General features: G+C 31.6%; 22 protein-coding genes. 6 read left to right on the top strand and 16 right to left on the bottom strand.

The features are described from left to right. The first annotated feature begins 3 nt into the window (after positions 1-3). Positions 4-1,806, top strand: coding sequence for a M1 family metallopeptidase (locus QGM60_RS13435; protein WP_281140773.1), 1,803 nt, complete (start codon positions 4-6; stop codon positions 1,804-1,806). Between the two features lie 54 nt (positions 1,807-1,860). Here QGM60_RS13435 and QGM60_RS13430 read toward each other — a convergent pair whose 3' ends face one another. From QGM60_RS13430 to QGM60_RS13380, 11 genes are all read right to left on the bottom strand, one after another. Further along, complete coding sequence (locus QGM60_RS13430; protein ID WP_281140772.1) at positions 1,861-2,451, bottom strand: hypothetical protein; 591 nt, start codon at positions 2,449-2,451, stop codon at positions 1,861-1,863. 109 nt (positions 2,452-2,560) lie between these two features. Beyond that, a complete protein-coding gene (locus QGM60_RS13425) occupies positions 2,561-2,992 on the bottom strand; it encodes a phage holin family protein (protein ID WP_281140771.1) in 432 nt (143 codons plus the stop codon). Continuing rightward, positions 2,977-3,414 (bottom strand): TIGR02594 family protein, encoded by a 438-nt coding sequence (locus QGM60_RS13420; protein ID WP_281140770.1) that lies wholly within the window; start codon positions 3,412-3,414, stop codon positions 2,977-2,979. The genes QGM60_RS13425 and QGM60_RS13420 overlap by 16 nt, the downstream gene beginning before the upstream one ends. Before the next feature lie 937 nt (positions 3,415-4,351). Continuing rightward, positions 4,352-4,723 carry a hypothetical protein gene (locus QGM60_RS13415; protein ID WP_281140769.1) on the bottom strand — a complete coding sequence of 124 codons (372 nt, stop codon included), beginning with the start codon at positions 4,721-4,723 and terminating at the stop codon, positions 4,352-4,354. Positions 4,724-4,836: 113 nt separating this feature from the next. After that, positions 4,837-5,157, bottom strand: coding sequence for a hypothetical protein (locus tag QGM60_RS13410; RefSeq protein ID WP_281140768.1), 321 nt, complete (start codon positions 5,155-5,157; stop codon positions 4,837-4,839). Positions 5,158-5,181: 24 nt separating this feature from the next. Then, entirely contained in the window at positions 5,182-5,496 is a 315-nt protein-coding gene (locus QGM60_RS13405) for a hypothetical protein (RefSeq protein ID WP_281140767.1), read from the bottom strand. Positions 5,497-5,674: 178 nt separating this feature from the next. After that, complete coding sequence (locus QGM60_RS13400; RefSeq protein ID WP_281140766.1) at positions 5,675-6,079, bottom strand: SMI1/KNR4 family protein; 405 nt, start codon at positions 6,077-6,079, stop codon at positions 5,675-5,677. Between the two features lie 339 nt (positions 6,080-6,418). Beyond that, the gene (locus QGM60_RS13395; RefSeq protein ID WP_281140765.1) at positions 6,419-6,913 is read right to left on the bottom strand and encodes a hypothetical protein; all 495 of its coding nucleotides are present in this window, start codon (positions 6,911-6,913) and stop codon (positions 6,419-6,421) included. A gap of 47 nt (positions 6,914-6,960) precedes the next feature. Beyond that, on the bottom strand, positions 6,961-7,191 hold the full coding sequence (locus tag QGM60_RS13390) for a hypothetical protein (protein WP_281140764.1): 231 nt from the start codon (positions 7,189-7,191) through the stop codon (positions 6,961-6,963). Positions 7,192-7,195: 4 nt separating this feature from the next. After that, positions 7,196-9,760, bottom strand: coding sequence for a hypothetical protein (locus tag QGM60_RS13385; RefSeq protein ID WP_281140763.1), 2,565 nt, complete (start codon positions 9,758-9,760; stop codon positions 7,196-7,198). 189 nt (positions 9,761-9,949) lie between these two features. Further along, on the bottom strand, positions 9,950-13,657 hold the full coding sequence (locus QGM60_RS13380; protein ID WP_281140762.1) for a hypothetical protein: 3,708 nt from the start codon (positions 13,655-13,657) through the stop codon (positions 9,950-9,952). A 345-nt stretch (positions 13,658-14,002) separates the two neighbouring features. On the opposite strand from QGM60_RS13380, the gene QGM60_RS13375 reads away from it, so the two are divergent. Continuing rightward, entirely contained in the window at positions 14,003-14,812 is an 810-nt protein-coding gene (locus tag QGM60_RS13375) for a LexA family transcriptional regulator (RefSeq protein WP_281140761.1), read from the top strand. A gap of 30 nt (positions 14,813-14,842) precedes the next feature. On the opposite strand, the gene QGM60_RS13370 is transcribed toward QGM60_RS13375, so the two are convergent. Beyond that, positions 14,843-15,343, bottom strand: a complete 501-nt coding sequence (locus QGM60_RS13370; RefSeq protein ID WP_281140760.1) for an endonuclease V — start codon at positions 15,341-15,343, stop codon at positions 14,843-14,845. An 88-nt stretch (positions 15,344-15,431) separates the two neighbouring features. On the opposite strand from QGM60_RS13370, the gene rnpA reads away from it, so the two are divergent. The 3 genes from rnpA (at position 15,432) to QGM60_RS13355 (ending at position 18,352) form a co-directional block, all read left to right on the top strand. Next, on the top strand, positions 15,432-15,806 hold the full coding sequence (rnpA, locus tag QGM60_RS13365; RefSeq protein ID WP_281140759.1) for a ribonuclease P protein component: 375 nt from the start codon (positions 15,432-15,434) through the stop codon (positions 15,804-15,806). Continuing rightward, positions 15,803-17,437, top strand: coding sequence for a S41 family peptidase (locus tag QGM60_RS13360; RefSeq protein WP_281140758.1), 1,635 nt, complete (start codon positions 15,803-15,805; stop codon positions 17,435-17,437). Before rnpA ends, QGM60_RS13360 begins: the two co-directional genes overlap by 4 nt. A gap of 63 nt (positions 17,438-17,500) precedes the next feature. Next, positions 17,501-18,352, top strand: a complete 852-nt coding sequence (locus QGM60_RS13355; protein WP_281140757.1) for an OmpA family protein — start codon at positions 17,501-17,503, stop codon at positions 18,350-18,352. Here the strand turns inward: QGM60_RS13355 and QGM60_RS13350 are convergent. The 4 genes from QGM60_RS13350 to rpiB are packed head-to-tail and all read right to left on the bottom strand — an operon-like array spanning position 18,349 to position 20,742. Next, the gene (locus QGM60_RS13350; protein ID WP_281140756.1) at positions 18,349-18,945 is read right to left on the bottom strand and encodes a CHAP domain-containing protein; all 597 of its coding nucleotides are present in this window, start codon (positions 18,943-18,945) and stop codon (positions 18,349-18,351) included. The genes QGM60_RS13355 and QGM60_RS13350 overlap by 4 nt on opposite strands. Further along, on the bottom strand, positions 18,935-19,387 hold the full coding sequence (locus QGM60_RS13345) for a GNAT family N-acetyltransferase (protein ID WP_281140755.1): 453 nt from the start codon (positions 19,385-19,387) through the stop codon (positions 18,935-18,937). Before QGM60_RS13345 ends, QGM60_RS13350 begins: the two co-directional genes overlap by 11 nt. Beyond that, positions 19,387-20,304 carry a cation diffusion facilitator family transporter gene (locus tag QGM60_RS13340; RefSeq protein ID WP_281140754.1) on the bottom strand — a complete coding sequence of 306 codons (918 nt, stop codon included), beginning with the start codon at positions 20,302-20,304 and terminating at the stop codon, positions 19,387-19,389. The genes QGM60_RS13345 and QGM60_RS13340 overlap by 1 nt, the downstream gene beginning before the upstream one ends. Before the next feature lie 3 nt (positions 20,305-20,307). Next, the gene (gene rpiB, locus QGM60_RS13335; RefSeq protein WP_281140753.1) at positions 20,308-20,742 is read right to left on the bottom strand and encodes a ribose 5-phosphate isomerase B; all 435 of its coding nucleotides are present in this window, start codon (positions 20,740-20,742) and stop codon (positions 20,308-20,310) included. 700 nt (positions 20,743-21,442) lie between these two features. Between rpiB and rnr the strand changes: the two genes are divergently transcribed. Then, positions 21,443-23,689 (top strand): ribonuclease R, encoded by a 2,247-nt coding sequence (rnr, locus tag QGM60_RS13330; protein ID WP_281140752.1) that lies wholly within the window; start codon positions 21,443-21,445, stop codon positions 23,687-23,689. Positions 23,690-23,721 lie beyond the last annotated feature (32 nt).

The following is a 23,721-nucleotide window of genomic DNA, read 5'->3' as shown; positions in this document are numbered from 1 at the left end:
AGAATGAAGAAATTTTTAGTTAGCTTTTTTGTTGCTTCCATTGTTTTTTCATGTGGAGCAACGGAAAAACCAATTCAAAATTCACAAGTAAAACCTACTTCTGTAAATGGCTACTGGCAACAGCATGTCGATTATAAAATGGAAATCGATATGGATGTTAAAAAATTCCAATACCATGGTAAGCAAAAATTGGTATATACCAATAATTCCCCTGATGTATTAAATAGAGTATATTATCATCTCTACTTTAATGCCTTTCAACCAGGTAGTGAAATGGATGTACGTTCTAGAACGATAGCAGATCCGAGTGCTAAAATCGGTGACCGAATCAGTAAGCTTCAGCCCAATGAAATAGGATATATCAAAGTGAATTCCTTAACTCAAAATGGTACCTCGTTAACTTATGAAACTGTAGGAACCGTTTTAGAAGTAAAGCTTAATAAGCCTATTCAACCTGGTGAAAAAGTAACTTTCAATATGGATTTTGATGGACAAGTTCCTGTACAAATTCGTCGTTCTGGAAGAAACAATGCAGAAGGAGTCGCTTTATCTATGACACAATGGTATCCTAAACTTGCTGAATATGATTTTGAAGGTTGGCATGCAGATCCGTATATCGCTAGAGAATTTCATGGAGTTTGGGGAGATTTTGATGTAAAATTAACCATTGATAAAGACTATGTCGTTGGCGGAACGGGTTATTTAAAGGAAGAAACCAAAGCCAAAAAAGGTAAAAAAACGCTTCATTATGTAGCTCCTAAAGTCCATGATTTTACTTGGGCTGCAGATCCAGATTTTCAGCATGACTCTATACAAGTACCAAATGGTCCTCTTCTTCATTTTTATTACAAAAAAGATTTAGATCAAACGTATTTAGAAAACTGGAAAAAACTACAACCAAAAACGGTTGAGTTAATGCAGTTTTTTAGTGAAAATGTTGGTCAATATCCTTACGATCAGTATTCCGTAATACAAGGTGGAGATGGAGGTATGGAATATGCCATGTGTACATTAATTACCGGAAAACGAAAGTTTGGTAGTCTATTAGGAGTAACAGCTCACGAATTAGCCCATACATGGTTTCAATTTTTATTAGCAAGTAATGAAGCTAAACATGAATGGTTAGATGAAGGTTTTACTTCTTATATTTCTGAATTGGCCGTAAACCATTTAAGAGAAAAAAAATATGATAATCCTTTAGCGAGTTCTTACAGAGATTATATAAAATTAGCTAATTCTGATATTGAACAACCTATGACCACACATGCTGATCGTTATGCTTTAAACAGAGCTTACAGTAGGGCAGCATATAACAAAGGAGCTGTATTTTTAGCACAATTAGGTTATGTTATTGGTGAGGACAACCTTAAGAAAACCATTAAAAAATATTTTGATGACTTTTCTTTTAAACATCCAAAGCCATTAGATATCATCCGTACTGCAGAACGTATCACAGATTTTGAACTAGATTGGTATTTAATAGACTTTGCGCAGACTACCAATACTATTGATTATGCAATACAGTCTGTTGATGGTAAATCCATAACTCTGGAACGTATCGGTTTAATGCCTATGCCTATAGATCTTAAGGTTACTTACACAGATGGCACTACTGAAGATTTTTATATTCCGTTGCAGATGATGCGTGGCGAAAAACCAACCTCAGCAACTATTATAAACGATTGGGCTTGGGCTTACCCAACCTACACTTTTGAAACCAAAAAGGAAGTAAAATCTGTTGAGATTGATCCATCGCAAATGATGGCAGATATCAATAGAATTAACAATACTTATCTATTAAATTAGACTTCATATTTGAAATATGAATAAAAAAAACCGCATCAGATTGATGCGGTTTTTTTATTTAAATAATCTAAAACCAACACCTATATTGTGTGTAGTTTGTTTCAACTCATTAAAATTAGCTCTGTAACTAGCAAACCATTTACCTTTTCTATTATACTGAAGCCCTAAACTTAAATTATTAAACATGTTTTGATTACCACCAATCTCTGAAAACATATATAGACCACTTCTAAAACTTTTTGGATGCTCTATGGTTTTTGTCACCGTAATTTCTCTAGGCACTTTTAACTTATATGATATTTCACTATCCAAAAGTTTCCCATCTACCAGGTTGTAGGTGAAAATATCTATATCATCGTTGCTTAAGGTGTCTCTATAGGCTTTTGCCTCTATAAAATGATCTTTAACAATTGTTAGGTTTTGTTGATTTTCAATAACTTTAGAAACGTCTGTAGTATCAACATACACTGTTTTATAATTTGTGGTTTGAACATTAAAGGTGTCTATCTTTGTTTGCCAAATCGTATCTCTTACAACACTTATTTTAGGCCATTCTCTTTTTGGTTTAGGATTGCATTGTAAATTCAAAAGATTGAATAGTACAATGCATAAAATGATATATAATAGGAATTTTTCTGTTTTCATCTAAATTGCTTTTTTACTTAGGTTTTAAAAAAGAAAGCCTCGGTCTCCAATGATTTTCGCTTACTGAAACATCACTGGAGACTTCTTAGGCTTTTAATACTTGTCTAAATTACTGTTGTTGATTATCCTCTGCTTTAGAATCCTCATCTGTTAAAGATTCAATTGTGTCTTTTAACGGTGTTAACTTTATAAGGTTTATTAATGCTTTAAATGGATTTATACCATATATAACATTGTAATTTTCTAGAATAGATTTTATCTCTGCAATGGCAATAAAACCAGCGATTATCTTTAGAAAAGGCACTTCGTTGACAATGTGTTTCTCTAAAAAGAATGCTGCTAAAATCACCAAATTGTAGATAAAAAACTTAGAAATAGTATGCCCAATTCTAGAACTTCTAATGGGTATACTGTTTTTGAAGGAAGCATAAGATCCTGTAATAAAGTCTACAACAATTAAAAATACAATAGTGACCATAACACTGTTAACAGGAGATAACAACGTGAGTAACCAGAATAAAACTTTTATGGTTTTTTCCATTGTTTTCTTAGTTTTTTATAATCCAACACTCTGTTTTTGGGGTATGCCTTTATGCATACCATGTTGCGTTGGTTACCTCCCAAGACGTAGACATAGCCTTTAGTCTGCTTAATAAAAAAGCCTACATGGCCTTTCCAGCTTTCTGGAGACTCTCTCCAAAATACTACAATATCACCGATTTCTGGACTTGTTACAGATTCGCCAACCGAGAGCCAACTACGCGCTGTAAGTTTACCTGAAAATTCATAGCCACAGGTTTTAGCTATCCAATTAGTAAAAGCACTACACCATGCAGTTTCGTCTTTTAGTTTTTCACCATCAAAACCTAAATCCGTAAAATATTTTATAATTCTTTGGTTGTCTTTGGAGCCAACAATTTCTTTAACGCCATATTCTGATAGCGCCTTATTAATAATGTTCATCTTACTGTTTGTTTAAAAGATTACTGATTTGTGGAATAGAATTATTCCTTAATTTTTAAACATATGTTTAAATAAAAGATATAAGCAGACCAAACCTATACCAAAGGTTACTTTAATTTTTTCTTAACCAGAACAGGGTTTAACCTAGGTTTATTAGTTTCTACTTAACACGAAATTTATTGTACAAACGGATAACCGTTGTTAGAAAAGCGAATACAATATAAACATATTACAAATAAAAAACAAACATTTTGCAAAATATATTTATTAAATTTTGTAATTTGTTGGTACGGAAATAAATAGATGTCATTACAACACCATGTAGAGCGTCAACAAATAAATTGCCTTTTTAGAGGCATATTTAGACCTATGCTCTAATTAAGGCATACTTACTCTTGCTTGTAATCTGATCTAGAATTTTTAAAACGGTAGGTATACGATACGGCCCATGTAGTAATTGAACTTTAGCTAAGGCTTCTTCTTCTGATAGTGGGCGCCTATGGCGAGTAGCATGAGTTTACTTATTAAAATATAAAAGCCACAAATTATGTGGCTTTTTAACATATTATTTATGGCTGAACCGATCTTCATCAGGATACCAATAGGTGTGCTGCGTTGACACTAATGTGCCATTTTCGTAAGCGTTAACATAATCTTCGAACTTTCCAGCGGTACCAAAACCAACTGCCCTTCAAGATTCTTTTTCTTACTTTAAAAACCTTTTGCTCTAACACAAACCAGCTTTTATGTCTACCTAAGCTTACCTCCTTTAGACTAACCTCTGAAAAAATCAAAGAATCTACTGGATTTAAACGCAGGCTTTTTGATTATAAATCTTATTAGGTAGTTATCTTAGTCAAGCTTAACCGAGTGAACAATATCTAGTCCGGTCTTCGTTTTATCTGAAAAGATCGTAATTTATAAGTGTGGTTTTCCTTCATAAATAAATATCCTGAATATCACTTTTACTTAATGAAGGGTTAAACTCAACATGTTCTTCCTTTAATACAAAAAGTTCTTTCATCTCTGGGATATTTTTGAAGACAAATTCAAATCCCTCATAAACCTCTTTAAAATCTTCACTATCCATAACCTCTTTGTCAAAGATATCATATTTGTCAGGATTAAAATCAGGAAGATTATGATTAATTGGGTTTATCCAACCAAATAAACTCAGGGTTCTAGAAAACATCTTTTTTCTACCTAATTTATTTTGTGCTTTTAACAAAAAATTATCCTCCTCTGTGTTTTTCGTATGATCGTAATATGAGATCATATCAGATAATAATCTTTCAATATTTGAATTCATTATTACAGTTTTGTCAATTAATATTTTTAAAAATAAAGCTAATCATTTCTGAAACCGAGCGTCCGTTTTCTAAAATACCAAAAGCCACATCAGAGATGTGGCTTTTGAACATATCATTTATGGCTAAACCGATCTTCATCAGGATACCAATAGGTATGCAACGTTGGCACTAGTGTGCCATTTTCGTAAGCGTTAACATAATCTTCGAACTTTCCAGCGGTACCAAAACCAACTACTCTTCCAGATTCTTTTTCCACTAAAAACGGGGCGTTGCCTCCAAGTGCATAATCCATTTCTTGAGTTAAAATAAATTTTTTTGAATTAAAATGATAAATATTACCATAAGTCTTTTTTATCGGTTCTTCGTATAGCATTAACTCAACACTTCCTTGACTTTCTAATTTTTTTAAAAATTTTTCAGCTATTTCTAGCATTTCTTGCTCTGTTAACATGATTATTTATTGTTCTTCTTCAATTTTAAAGTATCTTTCCTTGGTATCTTTACCAATGTCAAAAACAAACGTGTTAAAGTTTTGATAGTATAACGGTTCACCTGTTTCGTCTGAAATATGTAGGAAGTCAACGTTATCAAAAAAAGAACTAATGCCTACAGACCATACTGCGTCGAATTTGTCTTTATTTTCCCCAAAAAGAAGCCTCTTTTCTTTAGTAAAAAAAATTCCATTAATACATTCCTCAGAGTAGAATTCCTGTCTAAGGTCTTTCATTATCTGTTTTGCTTTTTCTATTATTTGCTCTTCTGTATAATTCATTCATATTTTTTTATTTATTAATGGGTGTTCCGCCCTCACTAGCGAGAGTTTTTAACTCGTTACCAATCCAAAAATAATAAAAGCTACACTTATAAAGGTAGCTCTTATCTTTACTTATCTAACACCACACTCATCACAGACAAGTGCCTGCGAGGGCTTTTTTTAAGTTATTTTTGAACTAAAAATCATAAGGTTCATCTCTTAGCCCATCGATAAATTTTTTAAATGAATCAGCTAAAAAATCTGTTTGACCATCTGAATATCTTATACTTACTTTATTTGAATCAATAGTATCTATATAAATAATTCCACCATTAGAGTCTGCAAAAGGAATAGTTTTTTTATTATCAAAAAAGCCTTCTAAAAGTTTTAATTGTTCACTTATAGTTTCATCGCCATATTTTATAGAAAAGAATTCATCTATTTGGTATCCCATATAATATAAATCATCTACTGGATAACCACCATTTGAAGACATTATTTGTTCTATAAACGATTGAGGTAATTTTACGTTCATTTCTGTCTCGAATTCTATAATTTCTTGAGGTGTTAATTTTTGCTGAGTTTCTTCTAATTGTATCATGTCAAATATTCTAGAATGTTTAATAAATTTTGAAATTGAGAAGCTGAACCTAAATGTTTATATGTTGCTTTGTGCACACTTTTCGTAATTAATTGTATCGTGCATTCTAAATTTTCATCTAAATCATCTAAGTGATGCCAAACATATTTTCTTTTAATGACTCTGTAGTTCTATTGTAAAATTTATTGTTCTAAAATTACAAAAGCCATAGTTTATATACTATGGCTTAGTTTTAATTTATCAGAACTCTTTACAGAGGAGTGTCTGTCAGGGATCTTATTATTTTATGAGAATGTTTCATCAAAAAAGAGCATTTGTACAAATGCTCTTTTTAATTTTTTACTGGTGTTTTTGCAGATTCTTTAAATACTTATCATAAATCTCTAAATACTTAAAAACCGTTTTTACCATAGGCTTATATGTACCGTCTTTTTCCTGTAAAATAACAGCGTTGTAATCAAAATACCTTAATCTGTTAATATCCATTCCAGCATACTGAAGTGCTTTTTCTAACCCAAATAAAAGAGGGAATTTTGCCATATAATTTCTTAACGCCACAAAACCTGCTGGATTACAATCTTTAATTATATTATTATTAGGGTTGCTTACAGAAACTAAAAATGTTTTTTGATCTACATGTTTGTAGTGCTCATTTGGAAGATAATTACTTTCAAAAAACAAATAATAGCCAGAATATGTGTTGTCTTTCTCGTGTATAATTTCTATAGGTTCCCTTAGCTCATTGTTTAAACAATCTATAAAGTCTTTAAATCTTTCATCCTTTTTTTGAAACTCTAATTCATTGGGTGTTATCAATAATTTTACTTGTATCATTGTTTTTATGTTTGGGGCTTGTGTAAGCATTTTTCAACTAAAAAGGGCTACTCAAGAATTGGTGGAGTTATCTCTAAAGACTTAAACTTATCGTAGTTATTCCTAATGTCTTCAGAAAGCTCTTTGAGGTTTTCATACTCAGATTCTTTTACTTCATTTTCTAAGTAAAAACTTCTTTGATAGTCTACTCTCCCAAAAATAGTAACAGTAATTATTTGTTTACCATTTACTTCATATAATGTATAATCCCAGTTTCTGCTATAAAGTTCTTTTTTCATAATTTTATTTATTAAATATTATATCATACACTCGATAATCCTTGTTAAGAATTAATCCTTCTGTTTTAATTACTATCTCAAGCTCTCCTGTTGGTAATTTTCCGCCAGGTAGCCATTGCGGGTTAGCTCCAAACTCATTACCTTCAGGAAAAACAAGTTTACTCTTTTTCGATAATTTAAAATCTATCCTTACCAAACCACCTTTTAGTTGTTCTTCTGGAACACCCAAAGTTTTAGATAAATTGCTCACATCCCCATTAGCCTGTTTTAAAAGTTTGTCAATTTGAGATTTTAGACTTAAGAATTCTGTTTTTCCTAAATCTGGTTTACCTATTCCGTATTTAAGATAATCTTTTTTCAAAACTATCCTAGAAGCGACACCCTCATTTAAAAACAACTCCAAATGGTTCTTAATGTAAGTTTTAGGTAAATATAAAGAAGGTTTTGGTCTTTTGCCTTTAGGAATACTAACTATTTTTTTTAAGCTAAATCCTTTCAAAAATGGAATCCCTCTATTTTCATAAAGCCCTTCTAATAACTCTAAAAGCTTTTTCTTATTTGGTGTTGCTCCCTTAAGCTTTCTAAGTAAGTCTGCAAATGCCTTATTACCAATAGTGCCTTCAGCAATTATTGTGCCTTTATAGATAACCGCTACTTCTTTTTGGGTAGTTTTGCCTATTTGTACTGTGCCTTCGGCAATGATACAGTTTGCTTCTAGTAGTTTTGTGGCCTTAAACTCATCAATAATGCCTTTTGTTGCTGTAATAAGCTCTTGGTTAGTGCTTAATATCTTTGCCGTATTACCTGTAAAGTTGTGTATGTTTACCTCTAGCACTACCTTGAGCATTAGGGTGCGTATGTACTTTAAGGCGTCTTGGCTAAGCTTAAGTTTGCCTGCTTGGCTGAGCAACTTAGCTCCTCCGCTTATAAAAGTTCTAATTAATACTGGACCTGCCGTTATGGCACCGCCTACGATATAAATTTTTTCCCATGTTTGCAGGAAGGCTCTACCGCCTTCGGTACTTGCTATTTCGTCTCTAAATGTCATTACAACAACATCCGTGCCCGCAATAGCTATATCAGCAACTGCTAATACTGCCCAAATACCAGAAGTGCTGCCCAATGTAAGAACTCCCAAAAGTACGGCTAAGATATCTACCCCGATACGGATGTTTTTATCAATCTCTTCCCATTCCTCCTTGTCGGATAAAGCCTTTAAAAAAATTGCAGGGACTAAAAGCCTTATAGGCTCTTCCTCTCCTCTGTAAATCTCAAAGATTACCAAGTCTAGCGGGTGGAAGTAACTGCCCTCATCAGTAGTGAGGTTTGTCCTATAGGTTTTATCTTCCGTAAGCCCTGTATCAAAAGTAACACCGTCTGATGGGTCGGTTTCAAATTTTGGTACTTTTACCGTAGTGAGCCTAGATTTCTCCTGTTTTAAGAAGAGTTGATCTTCTATATTGTTAGTCCACACATTACTATCTAACTCATAATCTATACCATCTTTGTTACCAAATCTAAATATCTTGCCAGTACGATTTAAACCTTTGAAATTGTTTAGTTGGCATAAGCTCCACAGAATATCTGCATAAATGGTTCTATTTTGCTCTATTTCTCCAAGATACTCACTACTGCCATCTAGATTTTTATAGGCTGTTTTAATAAACTCTGGTTTCTCTTTTAATTCCTTTAAAAGCTTTTCTTTAAAGGATGCTAGGCATCTTAGGCTTTTAACCACGCCATTACTGTTGTCTCTAAAACTACTTAGTAAGCCATCGGTATCATAATCGAAAAACGCCTTAAAATGTTTATAGAATGTATCATAGCCTATTCCATTAATAAATTCAATATCATTAATAAGCTGATCGGGAAGTTGTTTATAGATAAACTCTAGCTCTTCTATACTTTCGATTGAGCTTAGAAAGTTTTTAAAATCTGTTTTGACTCTGTTATATATATATTGTTCAATACCTAAATCTTTAGATAATGCCAAAAGATCTTCCGTATTTGTAACTTTTATAACAATACCGTTATACTTTTCTTCAAGTTTGTAATCATTATCTGTTTCTGGCGTTGTGTTGAAATCCCTAAGGTCTATTGCATCATCATAAACAAAATTAATCTCTACCTCAAAAACATTACTTTCTGGCTTTACATTCCATAGAACACCTGGTTTTTTAGTATTAATGTAGCAAGCTCTTTTGTTAAGCTTAATATCTAATGAAGCTATTTTATTTTTACCATTAAACCCTACATAATTGTATGGTATTGGTCTATTTAATGTAATGATTGTGGGTGGTCCTGTAGAATTAAAAGAAGTAGTAATAGACTCTTTAGACAAACTTTCTACATAGTCAAAAAAATAAAAGAATAATATTCCTTTAGTTCTATTAGATTTTATATTATCAATTACGTCTTTTGCATTAATTGCTCCTTCATAAAAATCATCTGTAAACGCTCCACATTTACTTACTTCTGATCCATGCTTAGCTTCAAAAGCTAGTTCCTTAAAGCTAGTTTTGCTTATAACATCTTGTTCACTTGAATAATAATTAGTGTTTGCACTCATAATTATATATTTAATTATTAAATCATTTATTTTAAAACATACCATACCCTGTTCCGCACTCAATTGGTTTGAGCACGGAATGGTTTGATATTCTTTGCTTTAACTTCTACAAAGTCAGCCTGATAGCTCTGAATGACAAAAAAGGGTAAGGATGTTTTGTTTAGAATTTCTAGTAACGAAATTCTCTGATTAAGCTAAACCATCTATAGCATTCTTAATAGACTGAATAGAAATTTGAGCTACGGTTTGTCTTGGATCGTCGTCTGTATTAAATTGTAAATAACCATCAACGATATCTACATTTTCTATGTGACGTTCTCCATCACCTTCAGAAATACCAATCTGTGCGTCAGTCATCTCAATCTCTGCTGATTGTGGTACCTCTTCTGGGTTTTCAAAATCTGAAAGATCTTCATTAAACGGTAACGCTTTAGTAACATTTAAGCCAATACTTTGCGCTTGTAAAATGGTTAAAGCTGTTGGTACTCTTGTTGGCCAAGCTTTACCAAGTTTTTCACCTTCTGGCTTACGCAATTCGTCTATGAGCGATAAGTATAGCTCGTCCTCAATAACAGGGACTTCGCCTCCGTTCCAAATTTGTCCGGTTTGCATATAGTAACGTACAGCTTCCTCAAAACCTGGTCTAACGGTAACCACAACCCTTGCCATACCTGCCTGCATAAAGTTGCGGAATAATGGGTCATTAGACTCATCATATTGGTAAAGGTTTGACCAATCCTGGCGATTGCCCCAATAATATGGATATAGATTATAAGACATAATTTCCCACTCAAAAGCTTGCTCCATAAACTTTACAAACGCTGCATAACTATCCAACGCTTGGTTTACATTAACTTCGATATTGCCAAAGTTTGCCTCACCTCCATTGTTGGTATAGAATAGATTAGATTTTCCATAAGTATTCTTAGCACTTGGATTTTGGTCTAATAAATAAGAAATACAGTTTTTACGTAAAATCTTATTTTCGAATTCTCTGTAGAATCCTGGATTGGTTCCTTTGATTTCTACACCTAACACTTTTTCTTCTGCAAGCTTTTCGTTGTAAGTAATCAATGCTTCATCATAAGCATCTATAATTGCTTTAAATGTTTCTTGCTTCCATTGATTTAAGGCTTCTGTGGTTAAATCACATTCAGCAACTACAGATAAGCTCATGGTACCACAATCAAAAGCTTTATAAGCAACACCTAACTTTTTCTGAATACCTCCTAAATTATTAAATGAAATATTTTGTGTATTAAAATGACGAAACCATTGTTTATTGTAAAATTTGTCTCCAACGTTTATAGTTACACCTGAAGCTTCCATACCTCCTGGATGAAAGTCAAAAGAGACGCTTGCTTTAGCTTTATTAGCTTCATAACCTTCAGGAATTTCTATTTCACCTTTTCCAGTAGTAAAATATCCTGTTGAATTGTAATTACCTTCAAAACCTTGCGAAATGGAAATTCTACTTTGAGGTTTAGAATTAAAATCTACATTATACTTAGCTGCCCAATATTTGAGTTTTGTATCAGTTAACTCCGAGAAATCTTTCACTTGCTGCGTTGTTGACTTTCTTGGATCAACTGGTTCAACCAATAAACTATCGTCTGTATTTTGTGCTCCTATCATACCTAGTTTATGCAACTTTCCTGGTTGTGGTACCATAAACTCAAACATTAGACGCTTACCATAATTGATAATCTGGTTTTTAAATACCTTATCTACCCAACGGAACACACCTACAACATGTTTATCTCCTTTTCTATTATCAAAACCATGTGAATTGTTTTCTTCAAACTCTTCGACGATCTTTTCAATGCGCTCTTCTTTTACCTTAGTAACAATTCTATCTAAAGCGCGTTCTGTAATTTCTTTGGCTTCCGTTACTGCCTGAACTGTACTTTGCTCGCTAGAGTTATGTGTGGCATAATTTGCATTTGCACCAAGCTGAATACCATTTTTCCCTGTTCCATAACTTGCATTAAAACTTGTTCCTGCACTAAAATCATTAGCTTCTTGAATTACTTTTGCTACTTCGTTTTGCATCTCAAAACGATTAACCGAAGTTGTATCCGTTAGCTGCTCTCTTTCTGTTTCAGAAGATGTAGTAACGGTATCTTCTTTTCTTCTGAGACGTCTTGTACTACGTTCTTTAAACTCACGTGCCATGATGTTTTCAATGTGTGCTACATCACCTTCAACATAACCTTGAGTTGTTTGCTCAACCTTATTATAATCTGCAACACCTAATTGTTTAATGCCAAAACCAGAAGGTATAAAAGGTTGCTCATTTGAAGTTCCTGAATTAGGAATATCATCATTAGTATCATCAATGAATTCCCCACTAGCAATTCCATTAGTACAAGAACCAAGAACCACTACTGATTCATTTAAAGTTTTTACTACTCCGTTGGTAAATGTAATAGTTGCAGAAAACGACTGTATTTGAGGCTGATCTGCTAAGGTTGGATTACCTATATTCATTTTAATATAATGACGCAAACCATTATTTGAACTAAAATGCAATATTGTATCATCTGTGTAATCACCGTCAGATCTATGCAATGTATAATCTATTCCACTTATTTGCCAAGAAGGATCTGGAACCTTAAGTCCTAAATTTGCAAAATAATAACCTCCTATAGATAATACAGTTTTTGGAGTGAAACATAATTCATAACTAAAATCTGGAGATGTGTCGGTATTATCAACAGGCACAACAACACCTCCAATACTTACAAAAGTATTCCCTTCATCTTGAGTATTATCTACAATGGTGTTTTCATTATCAGAAATAACATCTTGTATAACATTATCTAAATCAGTAAAACCTTCTAAATCTTCAGAAAAAGAATTAAACTCTTGTTCACTTATACGCAATTGCTCACCACTCTTTGCGGAAGAATCTACCGTACCTACTAAAAATGAAAGTGTTTCAAAACTTTCAGTACTCAGTTTAGTTTGTATAAAATCATAGTCTAGTTCGTCTCTAAATTGAAAAGTAAATTTAGGAACATCTGGTTCTGGAATAACATTAGGTTGCTTACAAGGATCGTTTGGATCATAAGTTTGGTTTGGATCTCTTATTTCGCACCATTTTTGCCTTTCTGCTTCTAAATCAGCATTATATTGATCTAAGATAGGCTTTATCTCTTTTTGATAATTTTCTTCTGCTGTTTCTAAAGCAGCTTGGTATTCCTTACTATATACTTTTTCTGCTTTTTTTAATTCTTTTTTAAGTTGAGTTAATTGCTCATTAAACAATTTTGCTTCTGATACAGCATGTTGTTGCATCATATATAATGATGGCGGTGCTGTTTGGGATTGAGCTACTTTAGCTTGAGCTCCTTCAGTAATACCTTCTTCTATAAATAATGTTTTTGGTAAAACAACTTTAGAATTAAGTAGACCTTTTACGGTGCTCTTGTCTCCTTTGTAATTTGTTAGAAAATTATTTGCAATTAATAACTGAATTAAAATCTCTTTAGCGTAGAATTCTTTTTGTGTTAAAATTTGATAGAAAAGATTATTCCATAACTCTCCTAATACCTTTTGATCGGATATCGGAGTTAATCCCTCAATCTGACTTTCTAGAGCTTCTTGACTGTAAGACAATCTATTTTTAGCAACCCAAACTGAAAATTTATATAATTCAGGTTTTAACGCTTTTAACTGCTCTTTGGTTAATGCCTGAAATGTCTCTGAAGCTGTTTTCATTGCCTGCCATTTTGTAGTGCCTTCTGATAAATCAGATACAGCAGTATCAAAAACACCTTTTTCTACAGAATCACTTCTAAAAATAAAGCCTTCTTGTTTGCTTTCTTCATCTACTAATTCAGGTGCTCTCATCGACACAAAACGAAAGAGCGTATTCTTAATTTTTGTACTCATTTTTTAATTTTAAAGTTTATACATTCATTTAAGTTCTTTACACAGAACTGTTAAATTTTCGCTTTCCTAACAGATTTCTTATGTACAATTGCCTTAATACAAGGCATAAACTTTAAAGATTCCATAGCTCACTTATTTTTTGAATTATGGAATTTTTAATAAGATTTTATTTAAGACGTCTTTAAATAAAACCTTGAAAACATTTATATTTATACAAATGTTTGAATAAATTACTATTTTTAGTATATTGCAATAAATTAGAGTACAAATATACATCATTTTACAAATTAAAACAAACATATTTTTAAATATTTTGTAAAAAGTTTTATTTTAAATTTATTATCTATGGAGGGTATTGACGAAAAAATATCAGGAATAATTAATCATTTTAATCTAAATAATTTTTCGTTTTCTAAACGAATAGGAGTTACAGGAACCACTATAGATAGTATTGTTAATGGCCGTCCACAGTCTGATGGGTCTAGAAAAAAGACGAAACCTGGTTATGATGTGCTTTCGGCTATTATTGAAGAATTTGATATTAATCCTGATTATCTTTTTGGAAAAAGTGATGTGATGCTAAAATCTGAAGCGGCTATAAATCCAACATATTCTGGAATGCCACAAGTAATTGCTGTGAACCAAACCGGAAATGAGAATGTTATTTATGTTCCTGTAAAGGCAAGAGCGGGTTATTTAAATGGTTATGGAGATCCAGAATATATTGAAACCTTACCATCTTTTAATATGCCACATCTTACCAATGGTACTTTTCGTTGTTTTGAAGTAAAAGGTAACTCCATGGTAAGAACTTTTTTTGATGGTGATTTGGTTTTTGGGAAATATGTAGAAGATCTTAGAGATATTAAAGATGGTCGCGTCTATGTTATTGTCAGTAAAAATGATGGTATTGTACTAAAACGTGTGATTAATAGAATTGAACAACGCGGAAAATTGATATTAAAAAGTGATAATAAGGATGGTAACTATCCAACTTATACCATAAATACTGAAGATATCGTTGAGGTTTGGTATGTTACAATGTATGCCTCTAAACAAATGCCAGAACCTGTAGATATCTATGATAGATTACATGAGTTAGAAAGTAAGGTTGTAGATTTGGAAGGAGCTTTGCAAGGTAAGCTTCTTAAATAGTTTGATTTAACAGTTTATTATATACTTACTTTACTCCTGTTTAGTTACTTGATCTAAGGTTTTTAAAATACTTGGGATACGATATTTTCCATGAAGTAATTCTATTTTCTTTAAAACCTCATCTTCCGAAACACCAATACTAGAAACGTATAAAGCGTTTTGACTTTCTCCTCTATAAATAGGTTTAGAAACTAATTCTGTATTATGAAACGCTTTTTTAGCAATCCCAATAATTGGTATTTTTTCATCCAATGCTTGCCATAAATGAGCACCTAAACCATAGGTTTTATCATTATCTATATATACATGACCATCTACAATAATAGCTTCTAAACTATTAAGCTCTACTTGTTTTAATAACTGCAAAATACAAGGCAACTCTCTTTTATAAAACTGACCAGGCTCATAATCTGCGACCTCATCAATAGTATCTGTAATAATGTGTTGAGGTTTTTCATCTTCCCAATTAAATAAAACGCCAACGGCTTTGGCGTATTTCTCTTTATAATGGACGTCTATAGCAAGTAGCATTTAATATCTTTTATTGATAAAACACAAAATACATAAAAATCACATCTTATCCCTGTGGTTTTTTACTTTTGTAGTCTGATATTTAACTATGAACTTCAAATATTCAAAAAAAGATAAATTAAAAAGTAAAAAACTTATAGAACAGTTATTTACCGAAGGAAAATCGTTAACCGCATATCCTTTGAAATTAATTTACCTTAAAACCGAATTTGAAGATGATAGCATTCTAAAAACTGGTGTTTCGGTAAGTAAACGGCTTCATAAAACTGCAGTGGCCAGAAACCGTATTAAACGATTGTTAAGAGAAGCTTACCGACTCAACAAACCTTTATATTTTAACAATAGTTCGGCATCTTATGCGTTTATGATTTTGTACCTTAGTAAAGATGGAACGACTTTTGATAAAGTTGACAATAGTATAAAATTGCTATTTGAAAAGTTCGTTAAAAAAGTAGCTCAATGAAATATATCTTAAAAAAGAGAATCATCTTACCTATACTAGCTGTCGCTATTTTCTTTAGTACAACAGCTTTTAAGAATGATTTTTTTGAAATCGCTAAACAAATAGAGATTTTTACAACGCTTTTTAAGGAAATCAACATGAATTATGTTGATGATACTAATCCTGGTGATCTTATGGATACAGCCATAAAAAGCATGCTAGATGATTTAGATCCTTATACTCAATTTTATAACGAGCAAGATGTAGAAGCCTCTAGAATAAATAATGCAGGTGACTATACTGGCATTGGCGCTAAGGTTTTAACCTTAAAAGATAAATTGGTTATTGTTGAGCCTTACAAAGATTATGCAGCAGATAAAGCCGGATTAAAAGCTGGTGATGAAATTATTAAAGTTGATAATGTTACAGTATCTAATTTTAAAGACGATGCTGCAAATCTTTTACAAGGTGCTGCTGGCACAGAGGTTTCTGTAACCTATAAAAGACAAGGCAAAACAAATACGGTAAAAATTACTAGAGAATCCTTAGAAATTAAAGCCGTACCGCACTACTCTATGGTTGATGAAAAAACAGGCTATGTGGTATTAAGAAAGTTTAATAGCAAAGCCTCTTCTGAAACTGTAAGTGCTATTAGATCTTTAAAAAATCAAGGTGCTACACAATTAATTTTAGATTTAAGAGGTAATCCAGGTGGGTTACTAAGTGAAGCTGTAAATGTGACCAATATTTTTGTACCTCAAAATCAGTTGGTGGTAACGACTAAATCTAAAGTAAAAAAATACAACAAAACTTATTACACACAGCGCGAACCAGTTGATACAGAAATACCATTAGTAGTTTTAGTAGATGGTAAAAGTGCTTCGGCTAGCGAAATTGTTTCGGGTGCTTTACAAGATATGGATAGAGCAGTGGTTGTGGGTACCAGAAGTTTTGGAAAAGGTTTAGTACAACGTCCAAAACCGCTTACTTATGGCACCCAAATGAAAATTACTATCTCTAGATATTACACACCTTCAGGTCGCTGTATTCAGGCTTTAGACTATTGGAATAGAGATGAAAATGGTAATGCTACAAGAACTAAAAAGGAAAACTACAACGCCTTTAAAACTCGTAATGGTAGAGCAGTTTATGATGGTGGAGGTATAGAACCAGATGTTGAAGTAGAATTTGCTAAGCAAACACCTATCACCAAAGCTATAGTAAACGAAAATATCATCTTCAATTTTGCAACAGATTATTATTATAACAACTCAGTTGAAGATTTAAAAAGCTTTGATTTAAGTGATGCTGAATTTAAAAAATTCAAAAGCTATGTAAAAACTACAGGTTTTAATTTTGAAACTAAAACTGAAAGAGCTTTACAAGATGCTATTTTAGTAGCAAAAGAAGAAGAATTAGATGGTATTATTAGTTCTGAGTATAAAGATTTAGAAACTGCTTTAAAAACCTATAAAAGCAACGCTATTGACGGAAATAAAGAACAATTAAAATCTTTATTAACAGACGAGATTATTAAACGCTATTTTTATAGTGAAGGTTTATACACATATTACACAGCTAACAATAATGAAATTAAAAAAGCTGTGAGTATTCTTAATAATCCTTCGCAATATGCAAGTATTTTGAGATAAATGTTAAAATTAATTATATTTAACATCAGATAAATTTTCTGCTGTTAGAAAATTATATACAAAATGAAAGCCCTAATTATATTCTTATGTTTCAGTTTTCAGTTGGTCACTTTCGCTCAGGAAGAGATGAAACACGAAGTCTATTTTGAAACTGACCAATTCGATATTCCTGAAACAGAACACAGTAGACTTTTACTTTTTCTATCTAAAATAGAAAATATGGATATAGAAAAAATATCCATTTATGGTTTTTGTGATGATAGAGGTAGTGATTCTTATAACTTAGTATTATCTCAACAACGTGCAGATGCTATAAGAGAAGTTTTTTCTAATAATGAATTTGATGAGTCTGTAATTACTAATGTTGATGGTAAAGGAAAAATTTTAGTCAACATTATAAAAGAAAGAGATCTTAATAAAATAAGAGGACTAAACCGAAAGGTTGAAATCATTGTAAAACCTTATAATCCTCCAAGAGAAGTTGTAGAGGTAAAACCTCCAAAAGAAACTACAGAAGACAAGCTAAAAGGAGAACTAAAAGAAGGGGATAAAATTCTTTTAGAAAATCTATTATTTAGAACAGGTTACAGTTATCTTACTAAACAATCTAAAGCTGTTTTAGATAAAATTGCTGATATTCTTGTTGAAAGAAAAGATGTTTATTTTAACATAGAAGGTCATGTATGCTGTACAAATGGTGAACGTGATGCTATAGACCGAAAAACTAAAAAACGAAACCTATCATTGGCTAGAGCAAAAGCTGTATATGATTACTTAGCTGAAAAAGGTGTAAAACGTTACAGAATGAAGTTTGTTGGCCATAGAAGAAAATTTCCTTTAGGTGGTGAGCCACAATTTGATAGACGTGTAGAATTAGTTGTTACTCGTGTTTTTGATTCTAAATCTAGTGATTAGTTTGGCTTTCTAAGCCAACCAATTATTCTGTCATTTTTAATTTTCCATTTACCATCATCTTCTGTATAGATTAAATCATAGATTTCTCTGGAATTACTGAATGGTCCTGGGTTTTGTTGAATAATTTCAACTTTTTCACCAACTACCTCAGATACAATTGAAACGTGACCATATTGGTTAAATACCGTTTTAGAATAAACTATTAAATCATCTTTTCTTGGTTTTGATTTACTAGGATTTGAATATTGAAGTAAACTCCTTTTCTTATTAAAATCTCCATCATCTAAACCTAATTCAAAAAAATCTTTTGCATGTCCATAACTATCAGGCATTTTATGATTTAGTTTCTGATAATAATATCTTTTTACAAACTCTACACATTGATATTTTAAACCAATATTGTAACCATCTTCAGATAAATTTCTTTCACTTACATTTCCTACACCTCCATTATAGTAGACAATAACACCATTTAGGCTATCTATTTTTTGTCCAACTTCGTAGTATGGATTTAAGTTGACTCTCTTTGATAGAAAAAATAATATTGTAATTAAGGTAGCTATTCCAAGAAAAACTAAAACTTTATTTCTCATTGTTAATAACCATATTAATATGCGGAATACCATCTTCTAAATAACCCTCACCAACTTCTTTAAAACCTAAGTTATTGTAAAAGCTTTTAAGATAAGTCTGAGCAGAAATTCTTATTTCAGTAGTATTGTAATGGTTATTGATAGCTTGTATAGAAGCCTTCATTATATCATAACCAAATTTGTGTTGTCGCTCACTTTGCTTTACTACAACTCTACCAATACTAGCTTCTTTAAAGTAATCACCAGGTTGAAATATACGTGTGTAAGCCACTAATTTACTGTCTCTGTAACCTAAAATATGTAAAGCCTTTTGGTCCTTTCCATCAATGTCTTGATAAACACAATCTTGCTCTACTACAAAAACTTCAGATCGTAATTGTAATACATAGTAAAGCTCTTTAGTGTTTAACTCATTAAAGGATTTAGTCTTAATTTTTAACATCAGTCTTGGACAATAACTTCTTTAGGATCTTCTTTATTGAATTCTGGTTGAATGGTTACATGATTAATATTAAACTCTTCGTGTAATAGAGCTTCTATTTTTATGGATAACTCATTAAATTCTGTAGTTGAAATATCTTCAGTAAGATCCAAGTGTGCTTCAAGATGAAGTTCATCATCACTTAAATTCCAAATATGAACATGGTGTAATTTACTCACTTTTGGTAGCTTGTTTACTGCTCTTACCACAGCTTTTATATCAATATGCTCTGGAGTGAATAACATCAGCATTTTGGTTGATGTTTTTAATAAATCGTAACCCACCCAAATTAAATACAAAGCAATTAACAAGGTTAATAAACTATCTACCCAAAATATTTGGTAGTATTTCATAAGTAAACCACCTATTAAAACAGCTACACTTGCTAACATATCTGTTAGTAAATGCAAATATGCCGAACGCATATTTATGTTGTTTTCAGAATCTTTTTTAATGAGTAATACACTAAAACCGTTAGCAAAAATAGCAACTAAAGACAGCCATATCACTAAATTAGATTCAATGGTTTGTGGTTCTAAAAAGCGTTCTATAGCTTCTTTAATTAAGATTACAGCAACAATAATAAGTGTAGAGGCATTAACGAAAGCCGCTAAAATTTCAGCACGTTTATAACCAAAAGTTCTATTAATAGAGGCTTTTTGCTTTGTTAATTTTGAAGCAATATAGCTTACAATCAATGATATAACATCACTAAAATTATGAAGCGCATCACTTAACAACGATAAACTTCCAGATACTAATCCACCTACAACTTGAGCTGCAGTTATTACAATGTTAAGAAGTATTGTAATTAAAAGTTTTCTACCTTTTAAATCTTTATGATCGTGAGCATGGTTATGTGAGTGCGAATGCCCCATAAATTAACAAGATAATGGAATCTTATCAATACGATTTTTGTGTCTACCACCTTCAAACTCTGTATTTAAAAATGTATCTACCATTTTTAACGCTTGTGGAATAGAAGTATATCTTGCAGGTATACAGATAATATTAGCATTGTTATGCTGTCTTGTTAATTCTGTGATTTCATTCATCCAACAAATACCAGCACGTACATTTTGGTATTTATTAGCTGTCATAGCTACACCATTTGCACTACCACAAATAAGAATTCCAAAATCTACTTTTGCATCATTAACATCCTTTGCAACAGGATGCACAAAGTCTGGATAATCTACACTATCAGTACTATCAGTACCATAATTATTTACTGTATAACCTTTAGCTTCAAGATGTTTTATAATTTCAAATTTATAATCTGGTCCTGCGTGATCGTTACCTATTGAGATCGTCATTTTTTGTTGTGTTACAATTGCTATGCAAAGTTACAAATAATTAAAGTCAGTTAATAGCAATGCTCATTACATGTTAATAAGTGTTTACATTTTCTTAAAACTAAAATTAGGATTAATGGATAATTTTTTCAAACAAAAACAGGAATAAAATCTCCTAATTTTTTATGCAGATTTTTGGAGCGATTTTTTCAACAGTGATTCAGTAAAAATCAACAGTTGTTCAGTAAAAAAATATAAAATTTTTCTATTAACATTTACTATTAACAGCTGTTAATATCTATTATACATTCCTTAAAAATGAAGCTCTTACATGTAAAATTACTGTTAACTAAACTGTAATAGAATGTAAATTACAAGTTATCAAAGTAAAATTAAAGAAAGTTATACTAACAATTAACAAACAATAATAAACATCAATTTTTTTTAAATTTTAAAAGAAAAGAATGATAGTATATAATATAATTGTGAATAAGTGATTTTTCATTTATTTAACCTTTATTAAACACTATTAAATTTTAATAGTGTAGCTTTGTAATAAACTTAATAACTTCACTTCCACCTTTATTAAGTTATAAATGACAATATTATTATGAGTTGTCAGACTGAACCTGCAGAAGTCAAAACAAGGAAATCTCACTGTAATGAGATTATTAGTTACACTCTTAATGACAAATGATAATGAATTTTATTACAAAATTAAATGACAAGAAAGAAAAAAGGAAAATCTAAAAAGAACAAGATTTCCAACCTTACAAATACAATTCTTAGTATTTTAAAAAAAGAAAGAAACAAGACTTTTAACTATAAACAAATTGCTGCTAAACTTGGTGTTAATGATGCTAGCAGCAGAAATCAAATTATAAAGAAATTAGCGCAACTAAAGGCTAAGGGAGACATAGAAGAAGTAGAAAGAGGCAAGTTTAAAGCCGTTGTAACTACAGAATATTACACAGGTATTTTAGATTTAAGTTCTAAAGGAAACGGTTATATTATTTCAGATGATTTTGAAGAAGATGTATTCGTAGCCTCTAATAATATAAACAAAGCTCTAGATGGTGATGAAGTAGAATTCTATGCTTACAGAAGAAAACATAGAGGTAAGCAAGAAGGTGAGATTACAAACATTTTAAAACGTGCTAAATCTGAATATGTTGGTACTATCCAAATTCACGATAAAAAGAATTTTGCTTTTGTAGTTGCTGACAGTACAAAAATGTACACTGATATTTTTGTACCTATTAATAAAATTAATAAAGCAGAAGATGGTGATAAAGTTTTAGTTTCTCTAGAAGATTGGCCAGAAAAAGCAGATTCTCCTTATGGAAAAGTAGTTCAGGTTTTAGGTAAACCTGGAGAACACTCAACAGAAATTCATGCTATTTTAGCTGAGTATGGATTACCACACGAGTTTCCTTACGAAGTAGAAAATTATGCTAATAATTTAGATATTTCTATTACTGAAGAAGAAATTACCAAGCGTCGTGATATGCGTAAAGATTTAACCTTTACCATAGATCCTAAAGACGCTAAGGATTTTGATGATGCATTATCCTTTAAAGTTTTAGAAAATGGCTTATACGAGATAGGAATACATATTGCAGATGTATCACATTATGTACAACCAGGAACCATATTAGATGATGAAGCATATGAACGTGCTACATCCATTTATTTGGTAGATCGCGTCGTACCAATGTTGCCAGAACGTTTATCTAATGGAGCGTGTTCGTTACGACCTCATGAAGAAAAATACACGTTTTCTGCAGTCTTTAAGATGAATGATAAATGTGAAATAAAAGACCAATGGTTTGGTAGAACAGTAACCTATTCTGATGCACGCTTTGCTTATGAGGAAGCACAAGCAGTTATTGAAAATAATCCTAAAGTCTCGCTTGGCTCAGTCGAAGCATCTAAGTTAGATACCAAAATTCCAAAAGAAGTATCACTTTCTGGTGAGCAGTATAATACCAAACCTGAAATCGCAGAAGCTATTATGGTTTTAGATCGTTTAGCAAAAAAAATGAGATCGCAACGTATGCGACATGGAGCTATTTCTTTTGATAAAGTTGAGGTGAAATTTAATTTGGATGAAGAAGCTAATCCAATTGGAGTATTCTTTAAAACCAGTAAAGATGCCAATAAACTTATTGAAGAATTTATGCTTTTAGCTAACAAAAAAGTAGCTGAGTTTGTTGGAAAGAAAAACCCTAAAAAGACATTTGTTTACCGTGTTCATGATGAACCAGATGAATCTAAATTAGCGCAGCTTCAAACAGTAGTTTCTCGTTTTGGGCATAAACTTAATTTTAAGGATAGAAATAGTATTGCTTCCTCTTTAAACAACCTTTTAAAAGATGTCGTTGGAAAAAAAGAGCAGAATTTAGTAGATACGCTAACTATCAGAACAATGGCAAAAGCCGAATATACCACGCATAATATTGGACATTACGGTTTAGCTTTTGATTATTACAGTCATTTTACATCGCCAATTCGTCGTTATCCAGATGTTATGGCACATCGTTTATTACAGCAATATTTAGATGGAGGAGATTCTGCTAACGAAGAGATTTACGAAGAAAAATGTAAGCATAGTAGTAATATGGAATATTTAGCTACAAAAGCTGAACGCGATTCTATTAAGTACATGCAAATTCGTTTTATGCAAGATCATGAAGATGAAGAATTTTTAGGTGTTATTTCTGGTGTTACTGATTGGGGAATCTATGTTGAAATTGAAGCCAATAAGTGTGAAGGTATGGTAAGTGTAAGAGATATGAAAGATGATATGTATTACTTTGACCAAGAACATTTTGCTATGATTGGAAAAAATACACATACGATGTATCAATTGGGAGAAGAAGTCATTGTAAAAGTGAAAAGTACGGATTTAGTGAAAAAACATCTCGATTTTTATATGGTTGGTAAAGCTGATAATGAAGAAGAATAAAAACAATTTCACATACTAAATTTAGTTAACCA

The sequence above is a fragment of the Winogradskyella sp. SYSU M77433 genome (assembly GCF_029911945.1).
Classification (GTDB): Bacteria; Bacteroidota; Bacteroidia; order Flavobacteriales; family Flavobacteriaceae; genus Winogradskyella.
Note: the sequence above shows the minus strand (reverse complement) of the source record. Positions and strands in the feature narration are given on the sequence as shown.